At 65.5% G+C, this 18,194-nt stretch carries 18 protein-coding genes, 6 tRNA genes and 1 pseudogene; 22 read left to right on the top strand and 3 right to left on the bottom strand.

Annotated elements, in window-relative coordinates:
* The 17 genes and pseudogenes from ACK4S9_RS20890 to ACK4S9_RS20810 all read left to right on the top strand — a co-directional run.
* Positions 1 to 107, top strand: a pseudogene (locus ACK4S9_RS20890) (IS1595 family transposase); the annotation flags it as partial.
* A gap of 286 nt (positions 108 to 393) precedes the next feature.
* On the top strand, positions 394 to 2,187 hold the full coding sequence (lepA, locus tag ACK4S9_RS20885; RefSeq protein ID WP_409729486.1) for a translation elongation factor 4: 1,794 nt from the start codon (positions 394 to 396) through the stop codon (positions 2,185 to 2,187).
* On the top strand, positions 2,188 to 3,117 hold the full coding sequence (lepB, locus tag ACK4S9_RS20880; RefSeq protein ID WP_409729484.1) for a signal peptidase I: 930 nt from the start codon (positions 2,188 to 2,190) through the stop codon (positions 3,115 to 3,117).
* Positions 3,118 to 3,132: 15 nt separating this feature from the next.
* Entirely contained in the window at positions 3,133 to 3,549 is a 417-nt protein-coding gene (locus ACK4S9_RS20875; RefSeq protein WP_409729482.1) for a DUF4845 domain-containing protein, read from the top strand.
* 89 nt (positions 3,550 to 3,638) lie between these two features.
* Entirely contained in the window at positions 3,639 to 4,406 is a 768-nt protein-coding gene (rnc, locus tag ACK4S9_RS20870) for a ribonuclease III (RefSeq protein ID WP_409729480.1), read from the top strand.
* Positions 4,403 to 5,341, top strand: coding sequence for a GTPase Era (gene era, locus ACK4S9_RS20865; protein WP_409729478.1), 939 nt, complete (start codon positions 4,403 to 4,405; stop codon positions 5,339 to 5,341). Before rnc ends, era begins: the two co-directional genes overlap by 4 nt.
* A gap of 24 nt (positions 5,342 to 5,365) precedes the next feature.
* Positions 5,366 to 6,166 (top strand): DNA repair protein RecO, encoded by an 801-nt coding sequence (recO, locus tag ACK4S9_RS20860; RefSeq protein ID WP_409729476.1) that lies wholly within the window; start codon positions 5,366 to 5,368, stop codon positions 6,164 to 6,166.
* Between the two features lie 19 nt (positions 6,167 to 6,185).
* A complete protein-coding gene (gene pdxJ / locus ACK4S9_RS20855) occupies positions 6,186 to 6,959 on the top strand; it encodes a pyridoxine 5'-phosphate synthase (protein ID WP_409729474.1) in 774 nt (257 codons plus the stop codon).
* 1 nt (position 6,960) lies between these two features.
* On the top strand, positions 6,961 to 7,362 hold the full coding sequence (gene acpS, locus ACK4S9_RS20850) for a holo-ACP synthase (protein ID WP_409729472.1): 402 nt from the start codon (positions 6,961 to 6,963) through the stop codon (positions 7,360 to 7,362).
* A 188-nt stretch (positions 7,363 to 7,550) separates the two neighbouring features.
* A complete protein-coding gene (gene uvrC, locus ACK4S9_RS20845; RefSeq protein WP_409729470.1) occupies positions 7,551 to 9,443 on the top strand; it encodes an excinuclease ABC subunit UvrC in 1,893 nt (630 codons plus the stop codon).
* Between the two features lie 143 nt (positions 9,444 to 9,586).
* Positions 9,587 to 10,165: a CDP-diacylglycerol--glycerol-3-phosphate 3-phosphatidyltransferase gene (gene pgsA, locus ACK4S9_RS20840; RefSeq protein WP_409729468.1), complete on the top strand. Its 579-nt coding sequence runs from the start codon at positions 9,587 to 9,589 to the stop codon at positions 10,163 to 10,165.
* An 89-nt stretch (positions 10,166 to 10,254) separates the two neighbouring features.
* Positions 10,255 to 10,330, top strand: a tRNA-Gly gene (locus ACK4S9_RS20835).
* An 81-nt stretch (positions 10,331 to 10,411) separates the two neighbouring features.
* Positions 10,412 to 10,487 (top strand) — tRNA-Gly (locus ACK4S9_RS20830).
* A gap of 47 nt (positions 10,488 to 10,534) precedes the next feature.
* Positions 10,535 to 10,610, top strand: a tRNA-Gly gene (locus tag ACK4S9_RS20825).
* Between the two features lie 28 nt (positions 10,611 to 10,638).
* Positions 10,639 to 10,714 (top strand) — tRNA-Gly (locus ACK4S9_RS20820).
* 69 nt (positions 10,715 to 10,783) lie between these two features.
* A tRNA-Cys gene (locus ACK4S9_RS20815) sits at positions 10,784 to 10,857 on the top strand.
* 137 nt (positions 10,858 to 10,994) lie between these two features.
* Positions 10,995 to 11,068 (top strand) — tRNA-Cys (locus tag ACK4S9_RS20810).
* A 110-nt stretch (positions 11,069 to 11,178) separates the two neighbouring features.
* On the opposite strand, the gene ACK4S9_RS20805 is transcribed toward ACK4S9_RS20810, so the two are convergent.
* Positions 11,179 to 12,027 carry an alpha/beta fold hydrolase gene (locus ACK4S9_RS20805; protein WP_409729466.1) on the bottom strand — a complete coding sequence of 283 codons (849 nt, stop codon included), beginning with the start codon at positions 12,025 to 12,027 and terminating at the stop codon, positions 11,179 to 11,181.
* 132 nt (positions 12,028 to 12,159) lie between these two features.
* On the opposite strand from ACK4S9_RS20805, the gene ACK4S9_RS20800 reads away from it, so the two are divergent.
* Entirely contained in the window at positions 12,160 to 12,981 is an 822-nt protein-coding gene (locus tag ACK4S9_RS20800; RefSeq protein ID WP_409729488.1) for a LysR substrate-binding domain-containing protein, read from the top strand.
* Between the two features lie 103 nt (positions 12,982 to 13,084).
* On the opposite strand, the gene ACK4S9_RS20795 is transcribed toward ACK4S9_RS20800, so the two are convergent.
* Positions 13,085 to 13,273: a hypothetical protein gene (locus tag ACK4S9_RS20795; RefSeq protein ID WP_409729464.1), complete on the bottom strand. Its 189-nt coding sequence runs from the start codon at positions 13,271 to 13,273 to the stop codon at positions 13,085 to 13,087.
* Positions 13,274 to 13,560: 287 nt separating this feature from the next.
* Between ACK4S9_RS20795 and ACK4S9_RS20790 the strand changes: the two genes are divergently transcribed.
* From ACK4S9_RS20790 to ACK4S9_RS20775, 4 genes are all read left to right on the top strand, one after another.
* Positions 13,561 to 13,683, top strand: coding sequence for a hypothetical protein (locus ACK4S9_RS20790; RefSeq protein WP_409729462.1), 123 nt, complete (start codon positions 13,561 to 13,563; stop codon positions 13,681 to 13,683).
* 478 nt (positions 13,684 to 14,161) lie between these two features.
* Complete coding sequence (locus ACK4S9_RS20785; RefSeq protein WP_409729460.1) at positions 14,162 to 14,785, top strand: phasin family protein; 624 nt, start codon at positions 14,162 to 14,164, stop codon at positions 14,783 to 14,785.
* A 116-nt stretch (positions 14,786 to 14,901) separates the two neighbouring features.
* Complete coding sequence (locus ACK4S9_RS20780) at positions 14,902 to 15,852, top strand: alpha/beta hydrolase family esterase (protein ID WP_409729458.1); 951 nt, start codon at positions 14,902 to 14,904, stop codon at positions 15,850 to 15,852.
* 227 nt (positions 15,853 to 16,079) lie between these two features.
* Positions 16,080 to 16,520, top strand: a complete 441-nt coding sequence (locus tag ACK4S9_RS20775) for a hypothetical protein (RefSeq protein WP_409729457.1) — start codon at positions 16,080 to 16,082, stop codon at positions 16,518 to 16,520.
* Here the strand turns inward: ACK4S9_RS20775 and ACK4S9_RS20770 are convergent.
* A complete protein-coding gene (locus tag ACK4S9_RS20770; protein WP_409729455.1) occupies positions 16,412 to 18,025 on the bottom strand; it encodes a diguanylate cyclase in 1,614 nt (537 codons plus the stop codon). The two genes, ACK4S9_RS20775 and ACK4S9_RS20770, sit on opposite strands and share 109 nt — an antisense overlap.
* Positions 18,026 to 18,194: the final 169 nt, after the last annotated feature.

The following is an 18,194-nucleotide window of genomic DNA, read 5'->3' as shown; positions in this document are numbered from 1 at the left end:
CGCGCTACCTGCCCAACTACCTCGGCTGGCGCTGGGCGCTCGATGGGGAACGGATCGCATCGCCCGAGCGCTTCCTGAGAGCGGCAATCGGCATCTTCCACATCTAACGAGAACAGCGCCATAAAAAACTGGTCTTTCTCCTCCTCACCAACCCCAAAACCGGGCTTTCCGGCGCGGAATCCGGTAAAATGCCGGGGTCGGAAAAGCGCCGGCCGATTGCAAGCCCGCCGCCCACGCTTTTCATTCGCTTGATCGAGCGCTTCGACCGGGGGCCGGCATGCCTCCACGGAGCGCTTTTTTGCATTGCCACGCGCCTTTCGCCACCGCATTGCACCCGTTTGCTGTCGTAGCCTGCCGCGCTGCCCGCGGCCTTTTTGGTTTTGAGCTTTGTTAATGAACAACATACGTAACTTCTCCATCATCGCCCACATCGACCACGGCAAATCGACCCTGGCCGACCGCATCATCCAGCTGTGCGGCGGCCTGTCCGAGCGCGAGATGGACGCGCAGGTGCTCGACTCGATGGACCTGGAGCGCGAGCGCGGCATCACCATCAAGGCCCAGACCGCGGCGCTGCAGTACAAGGCGCGCGACGGCCAGACCTACAACCTGAACCTGATCGACACCCCGGGCCACGTCGACTTCTCCTACGAAGTCTCGCGCTCGCTGTCGGCCTGCGAAGGCGCGCTGCTGGTGGTCGACGCCAGCCAGGGCGTGGAAGCGCAAACGGTCGCCAACTGCTACACCGCGCTCGACCTGGGCGTGGAAGTCGTCCCGATCCTGAACAAGATCGACCTGCCGCACGCCGACCCGGACAACGCCAAGAAGGAAATCGAGGACGTCATCGGCATCGACGCGTCCGACGCCACCGTGTGCTCGGCCAAGACCGGCCTGGGCGTGGAAGACGTGCTGGAAACCCTGATCGCCAAGGTGCCGCCGCCCAAGGGCGACAAGGACGCGCCGCTGCAGGCCCTGATCGTCGACTCCTGGTATGACCCCTATGTGGGCGTGGTGATGTTGGTGCGCGTGGTCAACGGCACCCTGCGCCCGAAGGACAAGATCCTCCTGATGGCAACCGGTTCCGTGAACCTGGTCGAGAACATCGGCGTGTTCACCCCGCGCTCGGTCTCGCTGCCGGAACTGTCGGCAGGGCAGGTGGGCTTCATCATCGCCGGCATCAAGGAACTGACCGCCGCCAAGGTGGGCGACACCGTCACCCTGGCCGCCAAGCCGGCGCCGGCACCGCTGCCGGGCTTCAAGGAAGTCCAGCCGCAAGTGTTTGCCGGCCTGTTCCCGGTGGAAGCGAACCAGTACGACGCCCTGCGCGATTCGCTGGAAAAGCTCAAGCTCAACGACGCCGCGCTGATGTACGAGCCGGAAGTCTCGCAGGCGCTGGGCTTCGGCTTCCGCTGCGGCTTCCTGGGCTTGCTGCACATGGAGATCGTGCAGGAACGCCTCGAGCGCGAGTTCGACATGGACCTGATCACCACCGCCCCGACCGTGGTGTACGAGGTCGAGATGCGCGACGGTAGCATGGTCCGCGTCGACAACCCGTCGAAGATGCCGGAGCCGTCCAAGATCAACGAAGTGCGCGAGCCGATCGTCGACGTCAACCTGTACATGCCGCAAGAATATGTCGGCGCGGTCATGACCCTGTGTAACGGCAAGCGTGGCGTCCAGATGGACATGGCCTACCACGGCCGCCAGGTCAAGCTGCACTACGAGATTCCGATGGCGGAAATCGTGCTGGACTTCTTCGATCGCCTGAAGTCGACCTCGCGCGGCTATGCCTCGATGGACTACGAGTTCAAGGAATACCGCGCCGCCGACGTGGTGAAGGTCGACATGCTGATCAACAGCGAGAAGGTCGACGCCCTCGCCATCATCGTCCACCGCGCCAACGCCCCGTACCGCGGCCGCCAGGTGGCCGCGAAGATGCGCGAACTGATCCCGCGCCAGATGTTCGACGTGGCGATCCAGGCCGCGATCGGCGCAACCATCATCTCGCGCGAGAACGTCAAGGCGCTGCGCAAGAACGTGCTGGCCAAGTGCTACGGCGGCGACATCTCGCGCAAGAAAAAGCTGCTGGAAAAGCAGAAGGCCGGCAAGAAGCGCATGAAGCAGGTCGGTTCGGTGGAGATCCCGCAGGAGGCCTTCCTGGCCATCCTCCAGGTGGAAGAAAAGTAAATGGATATGCAACCCATCCTGAGCAATTTTGCTCTGATCCTGTTCGTCCTGATGGTGGTGACCGGCGTCATCTGGTGCCTGGACGTGTTCGTGCTGGCCAAGGCGCGCCGCCGCAAGGCCGACGCCGCCCTGGCCGAATACGATGCCCGGACAGCCAAGCTGACCGCCAACGGCATCAAGCCCGACAGCGGCAACGGGCGCGCGGCCATCGAGCAGGCCCACCTGCGCCAGCCGACCTGGATCGAGTACTCGGGCAGCTTCTTCCCGGTGATCGCGCTGGTCTTCATCCTGCGCTCCTTCCTGTGGGAGCCGTTCAAGATCCCGTCCTCGTCGATGGTGCCGACCCTGCTGGTGGGCGACTTCATCCTCGTGAACAAGTACGCTTACGGCGTGCGCCTGCCGATCATCAACAAGAAGGTGATCGAGGTCGGCGACCCGCAGCGTGGCGACGTGATGGTGTTTAAGTATCCGAAGGACATGGGCCAGGATTACATCAAGCGCGTCATCGGCGTGCCGGGCGACACCATCACCTACGAAAACAAGCGCTTGAGCGTGAACGGCAAGCCGGTCCAGTACACGCCGATGGACGACTACCTGGACGACCAGCACCCGATCTACCACAAGCAGTTCACCGAACAGCTGCCGGGCAAGGAAGGCGGGCTTGCGTACCGCATCCTGAACACCGAGGGCAAGCGCACGATCGACATCGGCGCTGTGGATAATTTCCCCAATCGTGAAGCCTGCGACTATTCGTACGATAAATTTACCTGTATCGTACCTGCAGGCAACTATTTCATGATGGGCGATAACCGCGACAACAGTGCCGACAGCCGCTACTGGGGCTTCGTGCCGGATAAAAACATTGTTGGCAAGGCGATCGTCGTCTGGATGAACTTCAGCAATCCGAAGCGGATTGGCGGCATCCAGTAATCCGGGAGATCCACGATGCGTCAACAGCAAGCCAGCAGCAAGTACCAGGGCGGCATATCCCTGACCGGCCTGATCCTGGTCCTGGCCGTGATCGGCGTCATCGCCGTGTTCGCGCTCAAACTGCTGCCCACCTGGTTCGAGTACAGCGCCGTCAAGGACGCGATTGTGCGGGCCAAGGAAGCTGGCGGCACGCCGCGCGAAATACAGGTAGCCTTCGACAAGAACGCCGGCATGAACAACGTCACCGCCATCAGTGGCCGCGACCTGACCATCACCCGCGACGGCGGCGAGACCCAGGTCAGCTTTGCCTACGAAAAGCGGGTGCCGCTGGTGGGCAATGTCAGCCTCGTGATCGACTACGCCGGCACGACCGATCCGAGCGGTGTCAATGCGGCAAAAGAGGAAGACGGGGCCGCGAGCGCGTCCCGGTAACACCCAACAGACGCCGGGTATCGGGCTTGTTCGCCCGGGCCTGGCGCAACCACGACAGCACAATGAATCTACAGTTATTGCAAACACGCTTGGCTTACACGTTCCGGGACACCGGCCTGCTCCAGCAAGCCCTGACCCACCGTAGCCATAGCGCGCTGCATAACGAACGCCTGGAATTCCTCGGCGACTCGATCCTGAACTGCGTCGTGGCCTCGATCCTGTACGAGCGCTTCAGCCATCTCGACGAAGGCGACCTGTCGCGCCTGCGCGCCAACCTGGTCAAGCAGCAGTCGCTGTTCGAGATCGCCCAGAAGCTCGAACTGTCGCAGTTCCTGCGGCTCGGGGAGGGCGAACTGAAATCGGGCGGTTTCCGCCGGCCCTCGATCCTGGCCGACACCCTGGAGGCCCTGCTGGGCGCGATCTTCCTCGACACCGGCTTCGATGCGGCGCGCGACGTGATCCGCGCCTTCTACATTCCGCTGCTCGATTCGGTCGATCCGCGTACACTGGGCAAGGATGCCAAGACCCTGCTGCAGGAATTTCTGCAGAGCAAGAAAATCTCGCTGCCGACCTATAACGTGGTGGCCACGCACGGCGCCGCCCACAGCCAGGAATTCGAGGTCGAATGCCTGGTGCCGAAGCTGAACGTGCAGGTCTTCGGACGCGGCGGCAGCCGGCGTGCCGGCGAGCAGGCCGCCGCCAGGCTGGCGCTGGAAGCGGCCCAGGCGGTGCTGGCCAAGGCCCCGGCGTCCCGTAAAGCCAAGCCGCGCGCCGCCCAGTTGAAGCTGGCCGGCATCGGCACGGTCCAGTCCGAAGGGGCTTCGCAAGCAGAACCAACAGGCAGCAAATCCGCATGAGCAAGCATATGAATACCGATACCACCGACATCACCGACACCACTGGCGCCCCGGAAAGCTTCCGCTGCGGCTATATCGCCATCGTCGGCCGCCCCAACGTCGGCAAGTCGACCCTGATGAACGTGCTGATCGGCGCCAAGGTGTCGATCACCTCGCGCAAGGCCCAGACCACGCGCCACCGCATCACCGGCATCCAGACCCGGGACGACGCCCAGTTCATCTACGTCGACACGCCGGGTTTCCAGACCCGCCATGCCAACGCCCTGAACAAGACGCTGAACAAGACCGTCTCGAATACGCTCACCTCCTCGGACGTGATCCTGTTCCTGGTCGAAGCCGGCACCTTCGGCCCGGCCGACCAGCAGGTGCTCGACCTGTTGCCGGCGAACGTGCCGGTGGTGCTGGTCATCAACAAGTCGGACCGCATGAAGGACAAGGCGGTCCTGATGCCGTTCGCGCAAAAGATCGCCGCGCTGCGCGACTTCACCGCCATCGTGCCGGTCTCGGCCAAGATGCGCTTCCAGGTCGATGCGCTGGAAAACGAGATCAAGCGCCACCTGCCGGAAAACGCCCCGATCTTCGGGCCGGACGACATCACCGACCGCAGCGAGAAGTTCCTGGCCGCCGAGATCGTGCGCGAAAAGGTGTTCCGCCTGCTGGGCGACGAGCTGCCCTACACCAGCACCGTGCTGGTCGAGCAGTTCCAGCAGGAAGGCAACCTGCGCCGCATCTTCTGCGCCATCCTGGTCGAGCGCGACACGCACAAGTCCATGATCATCGGTAACAAGGGCGCGCGCCTGAAGGAGATCTCGACCCAGTCGCGCCTGGACATGGAAAAGCTGTTCGGCGGCCCTGTGTACCTGGAAATCTGGGTCAAGGTCAAATCCGGCTGGGCCGACAACGAAGCGGGCCTGCGCGCCTACGGCTACGAGTAAGCTGACGGAGGCCGTCCCGACCGCATGCCAGACCAAGCAAAATCAGACGACCTCATCCAAGCTCCGGAGCCGGGCGTTCCGGTCGCGGCCAGGCGCAGCCGGGCGCCAACCCGCGACACCCGCGTGAGCGGCCAGCCCGGCTTCGTCCTGCACAGCTATCCCTACAAGGAAACCAGCCTGATCGTGGACATGTTCACGCGCGACTTCGGCCGCGTGGGCGTGGTGGCGAAAGGGGCCAAGCGGCCGCTCTCCAAGCTGCGCGGGGTGCTGCAGACCTTCCAGCCGCTGTCGGTTTCGTTCAGCGGCAAGCTTGAGCTGCGCACCCTGATCGATGCCGAATGGGTGGGCGGCATGCTGCCGCTGGAAAAGACCGCGCTGCTGTGCGGCTTTTATCTCAACGAGCTGCTGGTGAAACTGCTGGCGCGCGACGACAAGCATCCGGCCTTGTTCGACCACTACGTCTCCACGCTGAACCAGCTGGCCCACGGCGAGCCGCCGCCGATCGTCTTGCGAAAGTTCGAACGGGCCTTACTTAAGGAAACAGGCGTCGCGGCCGACCTCGGGCGCTCGATCACGACGCGCGCCGCGGTCGAGCCCGGGCGCGACTACGTGGTGGATCCGGAAAAGGGGGCGCGCGAAGCCGTGCCCGCCGACGTCTGGCCGGTGGTGCTCGGCAAGACCCTGCTGGACATGGAGCGCGAAGACTACGGCGACCCCGTCACGCAGGCGCAGAGCAAGCAGCTGATGCGCTTCCTGCTGGCGCACCACCTGGGCGGCGCGCCGCTGAACACGCGCCAGATTTTGATCGACCTGATGCAGTTATAGATTTTACGAGAGAGTACAGATGAGCTTCCTGCAACCGGCCGGTTCGGTGATCGACCTCGGCGTCAACATCGACCACATCGCCACCGTGCGCAACGCCCGCGGCACCAGCTACCCGGACCCGATCCGGGGCGCCCTGCTGGCCGAGCAGGCCGGCGCCGACCTGATCACGCTGCACCTGCGCGAAGACCGCCGCCACATCAAGGACGCCGACGTGATCGCGCTGCGCCCGCTGCTGGCCACCCGCATGAACCTGGAGGCGGCCGTCACCCGCGAAATGATCGACTTCGCCTGCCAGGTCAAGCCGCAGGACGTGTGCCTGGTGCCCGAGCGGCGCGAGGAAGTCACCACCGAGGGCGGCCTGGACGTGATCCGCTATTACAAGGAAGTCGAAGCGGCGGTGCGGCAGTTGAAGGGCGAGGGCATCCGTGTCTCGCTGTTCATCGACGCCGACGAAGGCCAGATCGAGGCGGCAAGCGCGGTGGGCGCCACCGTGATCGAATTGCACACGGGACGCTACGCCGAAGCCGAAGGCGAGGAAGCGCTGCGCGAAATCGAGCGCATCAAGGCCGGTGTGCGCGCCGGCGCCGCGCGCGGCCTGCGCGTGAACGCGGGCCACGGCCTGCATTACACCAACGTGCAGCCGATCGCGGCCATTAGCGACATCCACGAGCTGAACATCGGCCACGCGATCGTCGCCCACGCCCTGTTCGCGGGCTGGGAGAACGCGGTGCGCGAGATGAAGGCCATCATGGTGGCGGCGCGCCTGGGCGTGCAATACGGGGCAGGGGCCTGAGATGATCTACGGCATCGGCACCGACATCGTCCAGATCTCGCGTGTCGAGGCGGCCCTCGCACGCAGCGGCCCGCGCTTCGCGGAAAAGATCCTCGGCCCCGAGGAACTGGCGAAATACCATGCGAGGAGCAGCAAGAACGCGGTGCGCGGGCTGCGCTTCCTGGCCACCCGCTTTTCGGCCAAGGAAGCGTTCTCGAAAGCGATCGGGCTGGGCATGCGCATGCCCATGACCTGGCGCTCGGCCCAGATGCTCAACGCGCCCAGCGGCAAGCCGGTCATCGTCTGCAGCGGGGCCCTGGAAGAATTCATGCGCGCCAATGGACTGAGCGCGCAGGTGAGCGTCAGCGACGAGGCCGATTATGCGGTGGCCTTCGTGATCGTGACCAGGATTGTCGCCGCATAAAGGCCGAGCAGGCACGATTTAGGTCGGAAATGAGCAAGGAAGACGAGGGGACCGTCGCCTACGTGGCGAGCTTTGGTGCGGCAATGCCGGTCCCGGCAACGAAGCCGGCGCGCATTGGCGCCGCCAGACCCAGGACCAGGAAGATTGAGGCTGCTGCGCCACGCGTGCGGCCGGACAGTTGGCAAGCCATGAAAGAAGAACTGAAAGCGACTTTGAAGGGCGACGCGGCGCAACCGGTGCAGCCGAGCGACGCGGCGCGCGAGGCGGTAGCGGCGACGGTGGCCAAGCTGCCCGGACTGCCGGGCGTGTACCGCTATTTCGACGCGAATCAAAACGTGCTCTACGTCGGCAAGGCGCGCAACCTCAAGAACCGGGTGTCGAGCTACTTCCAGAAGAACCTGTCTAGCCCGCGCATCGCGATGATGGTGTCGCAGATCGCGCACCTGGAAACCACGGTGACGAACAGCGAGGCCGAGGCCCTGATCCTGGAAAACAACCTGATCAAGTCGCTCAAGCCGCGCTACAACATCCTGTTCCGCGACGATAAAAGCTACCCCTACATCCGGATCACGGGCGGCGAGGCGCCGCGCCTGGGCTATTACCGCGGCGCGCTCGACAAGAAGAACCAGTACTTCGGGCCTTTCCCGAGCGCCTGGGCGGCCAAGGAATCGATCCAGCTGCTGCAGCGGGTCTTCCTGTTGCGCACCTGCGAGGACAGCGTCTACAGCAACCGCACCCGGCCCTGCCTGCTGCACCAGATCGGCCGCTGCAGCGCGCCTTGCGTCGACCTGATCACGCCGGAAGACTACCGGCGCGACGTCGACAACGCGGCGCGCTTCCTGCGCGGGCGCCAGAGCGAGGTGCTGGCCGACCTCGAGCAGAAGATGCAGTCCTACGCGATGGAGCTCAAGTTCGAGCAGGCCGCCAGCGTGCGCAACCAGATCCAGGCCCTGTCGAAGGTGCTGCACGCGCAGAGCATGGAAACCGTGGGCGACGCCGACGTCGACGTGATCGCCGTGGTGGTGCAGGGCGGCCGCGCCTGCGTCAACCTGGCGATGGTGCGCGGCGGGCGCCACCTGGGCGACCGCGCCTACTTCCCGACCCACGTCGGAGAATCGCTGGGCGAGTGCCCGCTCGAGGTCGAGGTGCTGTGCGCCTTCCTGGCCCAGCACTACGCGGGCCAGTTCATCCCGGGCACCCTGATCCTGAACATCGAGTTCGACCAGCCGGAACTGATGGTGGCCCTCTCCGAGCAGTGCGGCCACCGCATCAACCTGATCTTCCAGCCGCAGGGACAGCGCCGCCAGTGGCTCGAGCTGGCCTGCAAGAACGCCGAGATCGCGCTGGCGCGCCTGCTCTCCGAGCAGGGGTCGCAGCAGGCGCGCACCCGGGCGCTGGCCGAGGTGCTGAACCTGGATGCCGAGACCCTGGATGAGCTGCGCATCGAATGCTTCGACATCAGCCACACGGCGGGCGAGGCGACCCAGGCGTCCTGCGTGGTGTTCCACCACCACCAGATGCAGAACGGCGAGTACCGTCGCTTCAACATCAACGGCATCACCCCGGGCGACGACTACGCCGCGATGCGCCAGGTCCTGACGCGCCGCTATGAGAAGGTGGCGGGCGGCGAGGGCGTCATGCCCGACATCGTGCTGGTCGACGGCGGCAAGGGCCAGGTCGAGATGGCGCGCCAGGTGTTCGAGGAACTGGGCCTGGACATCGCGATGATCGTCGGCGTGGCCAAGGGAGAAGGGCGCCGCGTGGGCCTGGAGACCCTGATCTTCGCCGACGGCCGCGCGCCCCGGGAGCTGGGCAAGGAATCGGCCGCGCTGATGCTGGTGGCCATGATCCGCGACGAGGCGCACCGCTTCGCGATCACCGGCATGCGCGCCAAGCGCGCCAAGGCGAGACAAGCTTCGCGCCTGGAAGAGATCGAAGGCATCGGCGCCAAGCGCCGCCAGCGCCTGCTGGCGCGTTTCGGCGGCCTGCGCGGGGTGATCGACGCCAGCGTGGAAGACCTGATGTCGGTGGAGGGCATCTCGAGCACGCTGGCGGAAGAGATCTACCGGCAACTGCACTGAGGGATGGAACCGGGGCTTGTGCCCCGGTTTTGTTTTGGCGCACCCGCCGGCCGGGCACATACAGACGAGTCAACTAGTCCAATTTGCAATACCCATGTAGACTGTCGCCGAAACTTTTCATTCCCGATATCAGTGCTTTTTCCATGCCCTTTAACATCCCGATTCTCCTGACCTGGCTACGTGTAGCGCTGATTCCCCTGGTTGTAGGCGTCTTCTATCTCCCGCCCCACTGGCTGCCGCTGGCCGACCGCAACCTGGCCGCGACCCTGGTCTTCATCATCGCCGCCGTCACCGACTGGTTCGACGGCTTCCTGGCGCGCCGCTGGAACCAGACTTCGGCCTTCGGCGCCTTCCTGGACCCGGTCGCCGACAAGCTGATGGTGGCCGGCGCGCTGCTGGTGCTGGTGCAGCTGGACCGCGTGAACGCCATCATCGCCTTCATCATCATCGGCCGCGAGATCACCATCTCCGCCCTGCGCGAATGGATGGCGCAGATCGGCGCGACCAAGTCGGTGGCCGTGAGCTCGCTCGGCAAGATCAAGACCGCCGCCCAGATGACGGCGATCCCGATGCTGCTGTTCCATGACATGCTGTTCGGGATCGACACCCTCTACTGGGGCGAGTACTTCCTGTGGCTCGCCGGCGGCTTGACGGTCTGGTCGATGTTCTACTATCTGCGCCGGGCGTGGCCGCTCATTAAGGAAAAGGCAGGGAACTTGTAAGAAATGTTCCGTCTCATCCTTGACGTACGGAATAGAATCTCTATAATGCCTGCCTGTTGCGACGACAACGCAGCAGAATGAAAGACAAAGCGGGAGTAGCTCAGTTGGTAGAGCGCAACCTTGCCAAGGTTGAGGTCGAGAGTTCGAGACTCTTCTCCCGCTCCAGTTTTTCAAGTGACACGATCGATTGCACGATTGAGAAACTTGAGAAAATGTCAAAGTTCTGCGATAATCGTTGTTCTGTACGCGGGAGTAGCTCAGTTGGTAGAGCGCAACCTTGCCAAGGTTGAGGTCGAGAGTTCGAGACTCTTCTCCCGCTCCAGTCATCCCCGGATGGCTTGGTGCGACAGGCGGTAGTAAGACTCCAATGCGGGAGTAGCTCAGTTGGTAGAGCGCAACCTTGCCAAGGTTGAGGTCGAGAGTTCGAGACTCTTCTCCCGCTCCAAAGGTTTTACGATAGGTAGGACTCCAATGCGGGAGTAGCTCAGTTGGTAGAGCGCAACCTTGCCAAGGTTGAGGTCGAGAGTTCGAGACTCTTCTCCCGCTCCAGATTCAGAGAAGACAACTTCTCGGTTGATACGGCAGATAACCGGCCGGCTCAGCTTCACAAGCACCTCCGGCGAGGTAGCAAAGCGGTTATGCAGCGGCCTGCAAAGCCGTCTAGACGGGTTCGACTCCCGTCCTCGCCTCCAGAAACTACCAAGCACGGGCCCTGTTCAGGGCCCGTTTGCTTTTCCGGTCCGGGTTTTTCGCAGGCGCCGCCCCCAAACGGTGCATGCCTTTGCGCCCGCACATAACCGAACGCAGCCTTTGGCCTAAGATGGGTTCTGGCGAGGTAGCAAAGAGGTTATGCAGCGGCCTGCAAAGCCGCCGAGACAGGTTCGATTCCTGTCCTCGCCTCCAGAATCCCTCAAGAACGGGTCCTTATTCAGGACCCGTTTGTTTTTCGACGTCGAACGCGAGAATCGGTGCCAGGCTCTCCGGCTTCCCCGAATAGCTACCCTCCCGAACGCTCATGTAGCCGGTTTTCCCAGAAATGCTTGCAGCAAGCGGTTGAACGCCGCCGCATGCGTCACGTTCATCCCGTGCGAGGCGCCTGCCATGCTGCGCTTGTCCACGTGTCCCATCCAGCCTGCAAGGTGCTCGACATTATCGCGGTACATGCGCGGGCTGCGCTCCCCTGCGACGAGCAGGGTCCTGCAGCGCACCTCGGCGGCGCCGGCGCGGGTGTAGGCGGGCAGGGGATCGCGGAACTGCTTTGGCAGCGTTCCCGCATTGGCGAGCGCCATCGTGCGGAACGAGGCCGGGCTCTTGCGCCAGATGCCGGGCATGCTCACCGAGTCGACGAACAGCTCCAGGCCCGCGTCGAACTCGCCGTGTAAGATCAGTTCGGCACCGCGCGCGCGGACGGCCTCGGCCGAGGGCGGCAGCGCGGCGGCGGCCTGCAGCGGGCCGGCAGGGTCCGCCAGGCTCAGGGTCTTCACCAGCTCGGGATACGCGCGCGCCAGCTGGAATGCGACGCAGGCGCCGCGAGAATGGCCCACCAGGTGCACCGGGCCGAGGTGCATCGACTTGACGAACTCCGCCAGTTCCGCGACGTGCAGCCGCCAGCTGAAGGCCTCCTGCGCGCCGGTCTCGTCGGCCGGCCAATAGTGGCTGAGGCTGACCGCGTAGCAGGCAAAGTGCCGCGACAAGGCGTGCGTCTGGCTGGCCCAGTAGCGGTAGTCGCACAGCGAGCCGTGCACGAACAGCAGCGCTTCCCCGGAGCCGGTGGCCACGTAAGGGATGCGCGCGCCTGAAGGGAGGGCGGCAAAGCGAAGCTCGGGGACTGCAAAGATGCGTGGATCGGCGGGTGCGTTCATGTCTGGACTCCTTTCCAGCATCATGCACGATGGCGCGCCTTAAGAAAATCGCATAATATTGAAGGTATCTATTTGTTTTTCTGATACCTCAACGGAGTCTTCCTGAAAGCCCTAGACCTGGACGTGCTGGCGATGATCGTGGCGGTGGCCGATACCGGCAACATCAGCCGCGCGGCGGACGTCGTCCACCGTTCGCAATCGGCGGTGAGCATGCAGATCAAGACGCTCGAAACCGCGCTCGGCAAGCCCCTGTTCGTGCGCAGGTCGCGCAGCGTCACACCGACGCAGGACGGCGAGGTCCTCCTGAGCTACGCGCGGCGCATGCTGGCCCTGCGCGACGAAGCCTGGGCCGCGGTGGTCCGGCCCGACGTCACCGGACGGGTCGTGCTGGGCGTGCCCGACGACTATGCCTCGTCCCTGCTGCCGCCGATCCTCAAGAAGTTTTCCGCCACTTATCCGAAGGTCGAGATCCAGGTGGTCGGCCTGCCCAGCGTGGCGCTCGCGCCCATGGTGAAGGACGGCTCGGTCGACCTGGTCTGCGCCACGCGCGTCAAGGGGCTGTCGGGAGACTTCGTGCGCTTCGAACCGATGGTCTGGGCCGCTTCGCCCAGCGTGCACGAGATCTGGCGCGAGCGGCCGCTGCCGATCGCCGTTTTCCTGCCCGGCAGCGTGGCGCGCGAAAACGCGATCCGCAGCCTGGAACGGGCGAAGATTCCCTACCGGACCTCGTATGAAAGCCCGAGCCTGATGGGCTTGCTCAGCATGGTCGAAGCGGGCCTGGCGATCGCACCGCTGGCGCGCTGCGCGGTGCCGGCGCACCTGGGCCAGCTGGGCCAGGCACAGGGCCTGCCGGAACCGGATGCGCTGGAGGTCATCCTCGCGCGCAGCAGCAAGTCGCGCCGCCCGCCGTGCGACTTCATGGCCGAGAACATCATGTCGGAGTTGCGGCGCTAGGGCCGTGGGCGTCTTGTCGTTGCAAACAATTGCTTAACATATGGCGGCGGGAGCGGCATGCCGGCTTCACCCGCTTCTCCGGCGCCTGGCGCACGGACGCGTGCTAATGACGGCGCTGGATGCCCGAACCGTAGGGATGCGTGCTCACCGGACGCGCGTCGGGAAAGGCGGCGCGGAACCGCGCGGTATCCTTGCCGTTCGCATCGATCCACGCGCGCGCCGCGGCCACGCGTTCGGCGTCCTCGAAGCAATATACGTCGCCGTCGAGCGTCACCTCATTCGTCAATTCCATTTTTCCTCTCTTTTGTGCGGAGGGCGGGACTGTACACGAAATCCGCCGGGCGCGTACGGCGGGCGCGCCGGTCGGCAAGCGCGGCGGGACGGGATGCCGGCACGTGCGCCCGATCAGGTCTTCGCCTGGTCCCAGCCGTGGTGCAAGGCCGCCTGGATCTCGTCCCAGGCCGAAGGATTGCCCTCGCGATCACCGCGTTCCCATTCGGTCCGCAACCGGCTTTCCGCATCCTCCCTCGAGCGCCGACGCGCCGTGCATCCGGCCCCGTCGCGCGCGGAGTGGGCCACGTGGATCACGCTGAACGCTTCAACAGCATCACGCATGCCGTGGGAACGGTTCTGGCAGCCCGCGGCGGCGTGCTGCGCAAGATGGACCATTGCGCCATCTATCTCCTGATCGCAGACACGTAGACGCCGTTCACGCTCGTCACGCTGGGCGGGAGCCTGGGCTGGACGATGTCCGGTGTGGCGTGGGCGCCGGGCCTGTTCGGGATCGTCCGGGAGCTCTGCCATGCAAGGCGGGCACGTATCCTGTCGCTCGTGGTTTATATGGGGATGGGCTGGCTTGCCGTGCTCGCCGCTGGGCCCTGGTCGATGCGCTCGGCCGTGCCGGCTTTGCCTGGTTGGCGGCCGGCGTCCGCAGTTCGAGGCCGCGCCATGGCAGGCGCATTCTCCAGGCAATCTCTTGCCGCTTGTTATTCCCCGAAGATAGATTGGCAAACCGGCCGCACAGACGCGAAAAAGAGCGCATAGTGTGAAGGTCAAACGCGATCTTTGGTGATCGCCCTCTCCAGACGGCATCCGCCGTGCTGCCATTCCCGCCAGACATGCCAACGCGCCGCCTCCGGCGCGCGCATGCCCACATCATTCCATTCCCTGAAAGGTACTCATGTATCCATACCCCCAATCCGTCACTCCCGCCGTGCGTTCGCACATCGAGGCTCAGACCGCGTTCATGAACGAGCTGTCGCAAACCATCTCGCGCTCCCTGCAGCAGGTCTTCCAGCTGAACATGCAGCTGGGCCAGACCCTGCTCGAGGAAACCACCAGCACCGCCCAGCGCATGCTGGCCACCGAGCGCCCCACCGACGCGTTGTCGGCGGCGGCTTCGCGTGCCCAGCCCGCCACCGACAAGCTGCGTTCCTACCAGCAGCAGCTGTCGCAGCTCGCCGCGAGCACCCAGGTCGACCTGACCCGGGTGGCCGAGCAGCATGGCCAGGAAACCTCCCGTACCGCGCGTGCGCTGGCCGACGAGGTGACGCGCGTCTCGGTCGAGGAAACCGACAAGAGCTTGCGCCGGCAGGAGGAAACCATCAAGACGTCGCGCGACGCTTTCAAGCAGGAGGCCGAGCGCGGCGCCACGATCGGCGCCCAGTTTCCCGGTCACCTGCAAAGCGGCGCCGGCGGCGCCGACGTGAAGCCCGATGGCCAGGTGCGCCAACCCAGCGGCGCCGGCAACGTGCAAGGTGGCAACGGCCAGGCCGGCAACAAGGGTGCTTCCTCGCCGCGCTGAGCCTCACAACCCACCCCGGCCCTGCTGGCCCATTCCTTGCGGCGGCGTTGACCTTGCGGTCGCGCCGCCGCTTCCGTCCCGGGAGATCATCCATCGCTTCATGGAGGAACCTGCACATGTTCAACACCGTTTTCGACGCATGGTCGTCGTTGGCCTTCCCCTGGAGCGGCATGCCCGTCCAGCCCACCGCCCGCAGCCGCTTCACGTACGGATTCCACGAGGACGGAGGGCGCGCGCTCCACTACCGCCTGTTCATTCCCGATGGCGAACGTGACCGGCCGATGCCGCTGGTCGTCATGCTGCACGGTTGCGGCCAGGACGCCGCCGATTTTGCCGCCGGCACCGGCATGAACGCCCTGGCCGAGAAGCATGCTTGCCTGGTCCTGTACCCCGAGCAGCCTTGCAGCGCACATTGGAACAGGTGCTGGAACTGGTACGACCGTACCCATCATCGGCGCGACGCGGGCGAGCCGGCGCTGCTCGCGGGACTCACCCGGCGCATCATGGCCGAGCATGGGGTGGATCCCGCACGCGTCGCGGTCGCGGGCCTGTCCGCGGGCGGCGCCATGGCGGTCATACTGGGACGCACGTATCCCGACCTGTTCAGCGCGGTCGGCTGTCATTCCGGGCTGGCCCACGGCAGCGCGAGCTGCGACGCCAGCGCGATTCTGGCGATGCGCAATGGGCCCGATCCGTCCGCGCCGGCGCCGCCCCGGACGCATGCCGTCGTGCCGGTCATCGTCTTCCACGGCGATGCCGACGCCACGGTCCACCGAACGAACAGCAGCGGTGTGGTACGCCAGTCGCTCGAGAGCCATGCAGTGCACCGGCAGGGGGCGGATGCCGGCGTCGCCATGGTGGCTGAAACCGGCCGTGCCGGCGGCCGCGCCTTCACCCGCCACGTGCATCGCGAAGCCAGGGGTGGCGTGCTGGCCGAGCAATGGACCGTGCACGGCGCCGGACACGCCTGGTCGGGGGGTGACCTGCGCGGCAGTCATGCCGACACCCTGGGCCCCAACGCCAGCGAAGAAATGCTGCGCTTCTTCTTCGGCCAGCCGACCGCCTGAGCGGCGCCAGGCGGCAGGGACGACACGCACTCCGGTGTGCGTCCCGCGTTCGCGTGCGGCGCCAGCGTCCATCATGACGGGATACGATCGATACCGGGAGCCGCCATGGCAGGAGTGAGCGGGCTCCGGCGGTCCCGGCCCGCCACGGGAGCCGGCATACGGTGCGCCCGTCAAGCGGCAATGCGCGTACGCTCGGCATGCTGGTCGCCCACTTCATAGGAGGGATCATGATCACGCCCGAACCTGCGAACACCTTTCGCGGCCTGCCCCTGAGCCCGGAGCAGGACAGCGAGATCAGGCATTACATCCACACCAGGCAGCGCAATGGCCTGCCCTGGGATACCCAGGAGCTGCGGGCGATGCTCGCCGATATGCTCGACCCGCCCGAAGCCGACCAGGAAGATCGCCGGTCGCTGTCGGAAAGCATGGGCATGGAGCGGGCGGCCGTGATCCTGGATGGCGGAAGAGACCCGGACAGGCCGATCCTTGCCCGGATTCCTGACGCCAGACCGTGCAGCCGCGGTTCCGGCCCAAGAGCAGCCTCGCACCTGACGGCGTTTCAGGCGCCGGGCGCGCCGTTCGTCAACGGTGAAGTGGCAGCCGCCCCCGCGGCCACGCTCTCAGGCGCCGGACTCACCCGGTTGCGCCCCGCCTGCTTGGCAGCGTAGAGCATGGCGTCGGCCGCCTCGATCAGCGCGAGTGCGCATGCCGCCGGCTCATAGGGCGGCCGCACGCAGGCAACCCCTGCGCTGACGGTGACGACGCCTTCCGGATGCTGCGGGTGTGCGATCGCGCACGCCGCGACCTGCAGCCGCAGCCGGTCGGCCAGCACGGCGGCGTGGGCAAGATCGGTGCCGGACAGGACCACCGCGAACTCTTCGCCGCCATAGCGGGCCGCCAGCTCGCCGGCCCGGGCCGGGTGGCCGCCCAGCGCGCCGGCCACCCGGCGCAGGCATTCGTCGCCGGCCGCATGGCCTTCGCTGTCGTTGTAGCGCTTGAAGTAGTCGACGTCGAGCAGGATCAGGGAGACTGGAGCGCCGCTGCGGGTGGCGCGGCGCAGCTCGCGATGCAGGAAGTCGTCGAAGGCGCGGCGGTTGGCAAGGCCCGTCAGGCCGTCTTTCCAGGCCATGGCCGACAGCTCGGCATTGGCCTGCTGCAATTCGCTCGTCTTGTTGCGCAAGCCTTCCTCGAGCAGGTCGCGGATGGCGAGCTGGCGCAACAGCCTGCGGGTGAGATAGCCGATCAGCGCCAGCACGGACACCAGGACGATCGCGATGACGACGGCGAGCCGATGCCATTCTTCCAGGGTTTCTTCGCTCGACACGCCTGCCGCGACGATCAGGGGCGGCGCGCTGGTGCGGCGGTAGCTGTACAGCCGCTCGACCCCGTCGACCCGGGCGGTGAGCATGGCCGTGCCGTCCGGACCGAGCTTGCGGTAGGTCTGGAACACCGGGCCCTCCGAAATGTTGGTGCCGACCAGCTGTTCCTGCAAGGGACGGCGGTACAGCAGGGTGCCGTCCTCGAGCGCAAGCAGGACCGTACCGTGTTCTCCCAGGTTCAGTTCGTCGTAAATGTCTTCGAAGAAATCGATTCTCAGCGTCGCGAGCGCCACGCCGGCGAAGGAAGCGTCCGGGTGCTGGAGGCGGCGCGACACCGGGACGACCCACAAGCCGCTCGACCTGCTGCGGATGGGGGTGCCGATGCGCGTGTCCCGGTCCGGGTTGAGCTTGTGGTAGCGGAAATAAGCGCGGTCCGAATTGTCCGCCTCGATCGGCGGTTCGAGGGATGACGCCAGCAGGGTGCCGTGCTCGTCATAGATGAACAGGTCGTGCAGGAACCAGGCCTTGCGCGCCATCAGGCGCAGGTGTGCCTGCATGCGCTCGCTGCCGGTGCTGCTGCGATCGTTCGCCTCCGCGCGCTCGACCATGTCCTCGAGCGCCAGGTCCGCGCTCCGGAATGCCGTGTCCGCCTGAAAGGCCAGCGCCCGCGCCATGTTGGTCGTGGCTACCGCGGCCCGCTGCAGCGCCGACTCGCGCAAGGCCCAGACGCCCCAGGCGGTCGCGGCAATCGCTACCAGGCTGAACAGGGTAGCGGCGACCACCACGCGCAGGGCGACATGGGTTTTCTTGGCGCTCAGTGTCGAAAGGCGGTCGGCTTGATGAGCATCGGGCATGGAAACGGTGAGGCTTGAACCGATCCCGTCGGGATTGCGCCGTAAGGCGCTGCGGGATCCAGGTGGACCTTCGTCGCCATTGTACCGAATCGGCCCGGTCTTCATCGCCACCCAGGCGTCCCGGACGGCGGGGCGGCAGGCGCGGGTGCGGCAGCGGCGCCCGCTACGT

The organism is Massilia sp. (assembly GCF_046293535.1).
Taxonomy (GTDB): Bacteria; Pseudomonadota; Gammaproteobacteria; order Burkholderiales; family Burkholderiaceae_D; genus Telluria.
Note: the sequence above shows the minus strand (reverse complement) of the source record. Positions and strands in the feature narration are given on the sequence as shown.

Coding starts and splice junctions, on each gene's coding strand:
- lepA (WP_409729486.1), top strand. CDS start 394: ATGAACAACATACGTAACTTCTCCATCATCGCCCACATCGACCACGGC.
- lepB (WP_409729484.1), top strand. CDS start 2,188: ATGGATATGCAACCCATCCTGAGCAATTTTGCTCTGATCCTGTTCGTC.
- ACK4S9_RS20875 (WP_409729482.1), top strand. CDS start 3,133: ATGCGTCAACAGCAAGCCAGCAGCAAGTACCAGGGCGGCATATCCCTG.
- era (WP_409729478.1), top strand. CDS start 4,403: ATGAGCAAGCATATGAATACCGATACCACCGACATCACCGACACCACT.
- recO (WP_409729476.1), top strand. CDS start 5,366: ATGCCAGACCAAGCAAAATCAGACGACCTCATCCAAGCTCCGGAGCCG.
- pdxJ (WP_409729474.1), top strand. CDS start 6,186: ATGAGCTTCCTGCAACCGGCCGGTTCGGTGATCGACCTCGGCGTCAAC.
- acpS (WP_409729472.1), top strand. CDS start 6,961: ATGATCTACGGCATCGGCACCGACATCGTCCAGATCTCGCGTGTCGAG.
- uvrC (WP_409729470.1), top strand. CDS start 7,551: ATGAAAGAAGAACTGAAAGCGACTTTGAAGGGCGACGCGGCGCAACCG.
- pgsA (WP_409729468.1), top strand. CDS start 9,587: ATGCCCTTTAACATCCCGATTCTCCTGACCTGGCTACGTGTAGCGCTG.
- ACK4S9_RS20805 (WP_409729466.1), bottom strand. CDS start 12,027: ATGAACGCACCCGCCGATCCACGCATCTTTGCAGTCCCCGAGCTTCGC.
- ACK4S9_RS20800 (WP_409729488.1), top strand. CDS start 12,160: ATGATCGTGGCGGTGGCCGATACCGGCAACATCAGCCGCGCGGCGGAC.
- ACK4S9_RS20795 (WP_409729464.1), bottom strand. CDS start 13,273: ATGGAATTGACGAATGAGGTGACGCTCGACGGCGACGTATATTGCTTC.
- ACK4S9_RS20785 (WP_409729460.1), top strand. CDS start 14,162: ATGTATCCATACCCCCAATCCGTCACTCCCGCCGTGCGTTCGCACATC.
- ACK4S9_RS20780 (WP_409729458.1), top strand. CDS start 14,902: ATGTTCAACACCGTTTTCGACGCATGGTCGTCGTTGGCCTTCCCCTGG.
- ACK4S9_RS20775 (WP_409729457.1), top strand. CDS start 16,080: ATGATCACGCCCGAACCTGCGAACACCTTTCGCGGCCTGCCCCTGAGC.
- ACK4S9_RS20770 (WP_409729455.1), bottom strand. CDS start 18,025: ATGCCCGATGCTCATCAAGCCGACCGCCTTTCGACACTGAGCGCCAAG.